Origin of the sequence: Actinomadura fibrosa (genome assembly GCF_900659615.1) — a bacterium.
GTDB lineage: Bacteria > Actinomycetota > Actinomycetes > Streptosporangiales > Streptosporangiaceae > Spirillospora > Spirillospora fibrosa.
In genome coordinates this window covers 1-6,621 of record NZ_CAACUY010000366.1, presented here as the reverse complement: position 1 = coordinate 6,621, position 6,621 = coordinate 1, and the positions used below count along the sequence as shown (strand labels likewise).

Genomic DNA, 6,621 nt, shown 5'->3' with positions numbered 1-6,621 from the left:
CTGGCCGCCTCGTTCACCGCCGCGGCCGTGCCCACCGGCGCCGTGCCCGCGCGCGCCCGCGCGGCCGACCGGGTCGAGACGCCCGTCGCGTCGGGCTCGCCGGTCACCGAGGTCAGCGAGTCGGCCGTGCGCGTCCGGGTTCCGCTGCCGGCGTCGGCGGGTGAGCATCCCGAGGCCTGCGACTGGCTGTCGTACCTGCGGTTCCGGCACAAGGACGGCCCGGCGGAGTCGGCGCGCGCGGACCGGATCCTGATCGCGCAGCCCGGCGTGCTGGAGGGCGCGGGCGCGTTCGACAGCGTGGCGCGGAACACGATCGCGCAGGCGGCGAAGGCCGGGAGGCACATCGAGTTCTGGGCGCTCGACCGGCGCTCGAACTGCCTGGACGACCAGACCGGCGTCCAGGCCGGGCTCGCGGCCCGGGACACCCACCTCGCCGTCGACTACTACTACCGGCAGAAGGAGGTGAACGGCCGCAAGTTCGCGGGCTACCAGACCAACGACCAGGTGAAGTGGCTGCAGAACGTCGGGCTGGCGCAGACCGTCCGCGACCAGTACGACCTGATGGTGAAGGAGCTGCCGGACGCTGCCGTGCGCAAGCAGAAGGCGCTGTGCGGCGGGCACTCCCTCGGCGGCATCCTGACGGCCTACTTCGCCGAGTGGGACTTCGACGGCAACCACTCCACGACCGCCGACGCCGGCTACAACCAGTGCTCCGGCTACTTCGCGCTGGACACCCGCATCCAGACGGGCCTTCCCGGGCTGGAGGGCCAGGTGCCGACCGAGCTGATCCCGCTCCTCCAGTTCGGCGCGGGCGCGGTGCAGGCGGGGCTGGAGACCGGCATCGTGCCGCGGACGCTGTCGGCGCCCGCGGTCATCAACAGCGAGACGATGCAGCTGTTGTCCATCGCGGGCCTCGCGGCCCGGCTCGCCCCGGACGGGCTGTCGGACCTGTCGACCTACATCCCGTCCTCGTTCAACACCGACACGACGTACCGGGTCCTGTTCTCCAAGGACTACCCGACCTTCATCAAGGGCTCCCCCACGGTCAAGGACTTCAAGTTCACCAACGCCGCCGCGCTCGGCGGGCTGCTGGACGACAACTCCGAGCCGCTGGCGTTCATGCAGGCGAGCGTGGGCTTCTGGGACGGCGGGAAGATCGTCGACAAGGAGTTCCCGGCGCCGAACAACCTCGACGAGATCGGGCTCGGCGGCCTCGGGCGGCTGCTCGGCAAGGACAAGAAGGCGATCCCGGACGAGCCGAACGGGCCGCTGTACTCGTGGCGGAACTACGACCGCGTCGGCGCCCCCGACGACCCGGTCTACAAGAGCAAGGACGGCACGCCGTTCACCACGGCGGCGAAGGAGGTCACCGACATCGGCGAGCTGGCGCGGAGCTTGGCGGAGCACCCGCTCGACTTCACCGAGCACTACTTCCCCACGAAGATGGTGACCGACATCGCGCTGGCCGGCTCCCCCGGCATCGCCGACGACGCCGTCCACACCGGCGGCATCACGGCGAACCCGACCCTCAACCTGGAGGCGGGCGACGGGCTCGGGTTCAGCGACCCGCAGCCCGGCGACGTCATCGCCCCCGGCTACCAGCACCTGGACGTGCTGACCGCGTCCGCCGTGCAGAACGGCGGCAAGCCCGAGCAGGTGTCGCTGAACCTGGCCGCGTTCGCCGGGAAGTGATCGCCACCAGGTAGGGAAGCGCCGGTAGGTGAGGCCCGGGCCCTCCTGCGCGTGCCGCCACGCGCGCGGGAGGGCCACGGCGTTTCGCGGCACGGGGAGCGGGTAGGACGCCCGCCGCCTGGAGATCGACGTGACGGAAGGCGGTGTGATGGGCGTTCGCCAGTGGATCGGGTCGTGGCCCGTCTACCGCCAGTTCACCGGCGACGACCCGCTGGGCCGGGGCGCGGCCGCCAAGAGCGCCGGCAGCGAGCGGCTCAAGGCGAGGGTCAGCACCGCCGACCAGGTCGTGAAGTCCATCTGCCCGTACTGCGCGGTGGGCTGCGGGCAGAACGTCTACGTCAAGGACAAGAAGGTCGTCCAGATCGAGGGCGACCCCGACTCCCCGGTGAGCCGGGGGCGGCTCTGCCCGAAGGGGTCGGCGAGCCTCCAGCTCACGACCGGCTCGGCCCGCGAGCAGTACGTGCTCTACCGGCGCCCGCACGGGACGGAGTGGGAGCGCCTCGACCTCGGCACCGCCATGGACATGATCGCCGACCGGGTCATCGCGGCCCGCCGGCACGGCTGGCAGTGGAACGTGGAGGGGGAGAACGGCGACGCCCGCGTGCGGCGGACGCTCGGCTTCGCGCATCTCGGCGGCGCGACCCTCGACAACGAGGAGAACTACCTGATCAAGAAGCTGTTCACCGCGCTCGGCGCGGTGCAGATCGAGAACCAGGCCCGTATTTGACACTCCTCCACCGTTCCCGGTCTGGGAACCTCGTTCGGACGCGGCGGCGCGACCACCTTCCAGCAGGACCTCCAGCACGCCGACTGCATCGTCGTCCAGGGCTCGAACATGGCCGAGTGCCATCCGGTCGGGTTCCAGTGGGTGATGGAGGCGAAGGCGCGCGGCGCGAAGATCGTCCACGTGGACCCGCGGTTCACGCGGACGAGCGCGGTCTCGGACGTGCACGTCCCGCTGCGCGCGGGCAGTGACATCGCGTTCCTCGGCGGAATCATCAACTACGTCCTGGCGAACGAGAAGTACTTCCGCGAGTACGTGCTGGCGTACACGAACGCGTCGGTGATCCTGAGCGAGGACTTCCGCGACACCGAGGACCTGGACGGTGTGTTCTCCGGCCTGGACGAGGACGCCCGCAACTACGACGTGAACACCTGGCAGTACGAGGGCATGGAGATGCAGGCGGCCGCCGGGGAGCGGGACGAGGAGTACCAGGACCGCGTCAAGGAGGCGGCGCGTCCGGAGGCGCACGGCTCGGGCGGCGCCGCCCTCGGCGAGGGCGACCCGCGGCGTGACCCGACGCTCCAGCACCCGCGGTGCGTGTTCCAGGTGCTGAAGCGGCACTACGCGCGCTACACGCCCGAGATGGTCGAGCGGATCTGCGGCACGCCGAAGGAGCGGTTCCTCGAACTGTGCGAGCTGGTCACCGAGAACTCGGGGCGCGACCGGACGACCGCGTTCGCCTACGCCGTCGGCTGGACGCAGCACACGGTCGGCGTCCAGTACATCCGGGCGGCGGCGATCCTCCAGACGCTGCTCGGCAACATCGGGCGCCCGGGCGGCGGGATCCTGGCGCTGCGCGGCCACGCGTCCATCCAGGGCTCGACCGACATCCCGACGCTGTTCAACCTGCTGCCGGGCTACCTGCCGATGCCCCACGCCCACCCCGACCAGACGCTCGACTCGTACCTGGAGGCGGAGGGCACGCGCAAGGGCTTCTGGGGCAACATGCGCGACTACATGGTCAGCCTGCTGAAGGCGTACTGGGGCGACGCCGCCACCGCGGACAACGACTTCTGCTTCGACTACCTGCCGCGGCTGACGGGGTCCCACAGCACCTACGAGACGGTGATGGCGCAGATGGAGGGCCACTGCCAGGGCTACTTCATCATGGGCGAGAACCCGGCGGTCGGCTCCGCCAACGCCAAGATGCAGCGGCTCGGCATGGCGAACCTGGACTGGCTCGTCGTCCGCGACTTCTCGCTGATCGAGTCGGCGACCTGGTGGAAGGACGGCCCGGAGATCGAGACGGGCGAGCTGCGGACCGAGGACATCCGCACCGAGGTGTTCTTCATGCCCGCCGCCGCCCACACCGAGAAGGACGGCAGCTTCACCAACACCCAGCGGATGCTCCAGTGGCACCACCAGGCCGTGGAGCCCGCCGGCGAGACCCGCAGCGAGCTTTGGTTCACCTATCACCTCGGCCGGATCATCCGGGAGAAGCTCGCCGCGTCCACCGACGAGATGGACCGTCCCGTCCTCGACCTGACCTGGGACTACCCGGTCAAGGGCCCGCTGGACGAGCCGGACGCGGAGGCGGTCCTCGCCGAGATCAACGGGCGCGGCGCGGACGGGCGGCCGCTGACGGCCTACACGCAGCTGAAGTCCGACGGGTCCACGTCCTGCGGCTGCTGGATCTACTGCGGCGTGTACGCCGACGGGGTCAACCAGCCCGCGCGCCGCAAGCCGCACACCGAGCAGGACTGGGTCGCGGCCGAGTGGGGCTGGGCGTGGCCCGCGAACCGGCGGATCCTGTACAACCGCGCGTCCGCCGACCCGGACGGCAAGCCGTGGAGCGACCGCAAGGCGCTCGTCTGGTGGGACGCCGAGAAGGGGAAGTGGACGGGCCACGACGTCCCCGACTTCGAGCCGGACAAGGCGCCCGACTACCAGCCGCCGCACGGGTCCGAGGGGCCCGCGGCCCTGGCGGGCAACGACCCGTTCATCATGCAGGCGGACGGCAAGGCGTGGCTCTACGCCCCGACCGGCGTCCTGGACGGCCCGCTCCCGGCGCACTACGAGCCGCAGGAGTCGCCGTTCGCGAACCCGCTGTACGAGCAGCAGCGCAACCCCGTCCGGCAGGTGATGCGGTCGATCCCGGAGAACCGGTACGAGCCGAGCGGCGACGCGCCCGGCGCCGACGTGTTCCCCTACGTCACGACGACGTACCGGCTGACCGAGCACCACACGGCCGGCGGGATGTCGCGGTGGCAGCCGTACCTGGCGGAGCTGCAACCCGAGTTCTTCTGCGAGGTGTCGCCCGAGCTCGCGGCCGAGCGGGACCTCGACCACGGCGGCTGGGCCACGATCATCAGCGCGCGCGGCGTCATCGAGGCCCGCGTGATGGTCACCGAGCGGATCGCGCCGCTCGTCGTGGACGGCCGGGCGCTGCACCAGATCGGGCTGCCCTACCACTGGGGCCCGAACGGCTACAGCACCGGCGACGCCGCGAACGAGCTGCTGCACCTGTCGCTCGACCCGAACACGCACATCCAGGAGACGAAGGCGCTGACCTGCGACATCCGCCCGGGCCGCCGCCCGCGCGGCCCCGCGGCGCTCGACCTGCTGCGGGAGTACCGGGACCGCGCCGGGATCACCGACCGGACCGGCACCGAGATCTGACGGCCCGGCCCGGCGGGCGGGCGCCGGTCAGCGGATCGTGAGCGTGCGCTCCCCCGCCGGGACCAGCTCGCCGATGACGGGCGCGCCGGGGATCTCCCCCGCGATCAGCAGGCCGCCGGACGTCTGCGCGTCCGCGAGGAGCAGCCGCGTCTCCTCGTCGGCGGCGCCGAAGTCGGTGTGCGGGGCGACCCAGTCCAGGTTGCGGCGGGTGCCGCCGCTGACGTAGCCGTCCCGGACGGCCTCGCGGGCGCCGTCCAGGTACGGGACGGCGGCGGAGTCGATCACGGCGCCGACACCGGACGCGCGGGCCAGCTTGTACAGGTGCCCGAGCAGCCCGAAGCCGGTCACGTCGGTGGCGCAGACGGCGCCGGCGTCGAGCGCGGCGGCGGAGGCGTCCCGGTTCAGCGCGACCATGGAGTCGACCGCGTGCGCGAAGACCTCGCCCGTCGCCTTGTGCCGGTTGTTGAGGACGCCGACGCCGAGCGGCTTCGTCAGCGACAGCGGCATGCCGGGACGGCCCCGGTCGTTGCGGAGCAGCAGGTCGGGGCGGGCCACGCCGGTCACCGCCATCCCGTACTTCGGTTCGGCGTCGTCGACGCTGTGCCCGCCGCCGATGTGGCAGCCCGCCTCCGCGGCGACGTCCAGGCCGCCGCGCAGCACCTCGCGGGCCAGCTCGAACGGCAGCACCTCCCGCGGCCAGGCCAGCAGGTTCACCGCGACGATCGGCCGGCCGCCGACCGCGTAGACGTCCGACAGCGCGTTCGCGGCGGCGATCCGCCCCCAGTCGTACGGGTCGTCGACGACGGGGGTGAAGAAGTCGGCGGTGGCGACGACGGCCATGCCGTCCGCGGCGCCGGGCAGCCGGACGACGGCCGCGTCGTCCCCGGTGTCGAGGCCGATCAGCAGCTCGGGGGCCGCGTGCGGGGCGCCGGTGAGGCCCGCGACGACCTCCTCCAGCTCACCGGGAGGGATCTTGCAGGCGCAGCCGCCGCCGTGCGCGTACTGGGTCAGCCGCCGTCCTTCGATCGTCGTCATCCTGCTCCTTCACCGTGGATCTCGCCGTTCCCGCCGCGGGCGCCGCCGCCGGAGGCGCGGCACCGGCGCCGGGAGTCGTCCAACCGCATCGTGTACCCGCGCGCGTCGAGGTGCTCCAGGAGCGGCACGGCCACGCGACGAGTGGTCCCGAGCGCGCGGCGAGCGTCACTGAGAGTGAAAGGTTCGGCCAGCTCCGCCAAGATCTTCGCGGCGCGCTCGTCGTCGCCGGGCAGCAGGACGACGCCGCCGGGGAGGCGGAGGAGGGCGCCCGCCGCCGCGGCGGCGGCGAGCAGCTTCGGGTTCAGGCCGAGCTCGGCGAGCCGTCCCGCCTCGGGGGCGCGGAACGGCGCCGCCTCCAGCTCGCGCCGCACGGCGTCGACCGCGGCCTGGACGGGCGGCGGCAGCGCCGGGCCGGTGCGGCGTCCGTAGAGCCGCCCGTCGCGGTGCCGCAGCGACGCCTCCGCCGGAGTGTCCGCGAGGGCCTCGACGAG

4 protein-coding genes are annotated in these 6,621 nt (G+C 72.5%); 2 read left to right on the top strand and 2 right to left on the bottom strand.

Features of this window, described 5'->3' with window-relative positions; all coding sequences use genetic code 11:
• Positions 1 to 1,692 (top strand): hypothetical protein (locus tag E1300_RS46255; protein WP_207400377.1); only part of this gene is annotated, 1,692 nt, incomplete at its 5' end.
• Positions 1,693 to 1,840: 148 nt separating this feature from the next.
• Positions 1,841 to 5,095 carry a formate dehydrogenase gene (gene fdh / locus E1300_RS46250; RefSeq protein WP_131763619.1) on the top strand — a complete coding sequence of 1,085 codons (3,255 nt, stop codon included), beginning with the start codon at positions 1,841 to 1,843 and terminating at the stop codon, positions 5,093 to 5,095.
• A 27-nt stretch (positions 5,096 to 5,122) separates the two neighbouring features.
• Here fdh and selD read toward each other — a convergent pair whose 3' ends face one another.
• Together selD and E1300_RS46240 are read right to left on the bottom strand one after the other, a co-directional pair.
• A complete protein-coding gene (gene selD / locus E1300_RS46245) occupies positions 5,123 to 6,130 on the bottom strand; it encodes a selenide, water dikinase SelD (protein ID WP_131763618.1) in 1,008 nt (335 codons plus the stop codon).
• Positions 6,127 to 6,621 (bottom strand): SelB domain-containing protein (locus E1300_RS46240; RefSeq protein ID WP_207400376.1); only part of this gene is annotated, 495 nt, incomplete at its 5' end. The genes E1300_RS46240 and selD, both read right to left, overlap by 4 nt.

Excerpts from the sequence above, each read along its gene's own strand:
- selD (WP_131763618.1), bottom strand. The coding sequence starts at position 6,130 with ATGACGACGATCGAAGGACGGCGGCTGACCCAGTACGCGCACGGCGGC.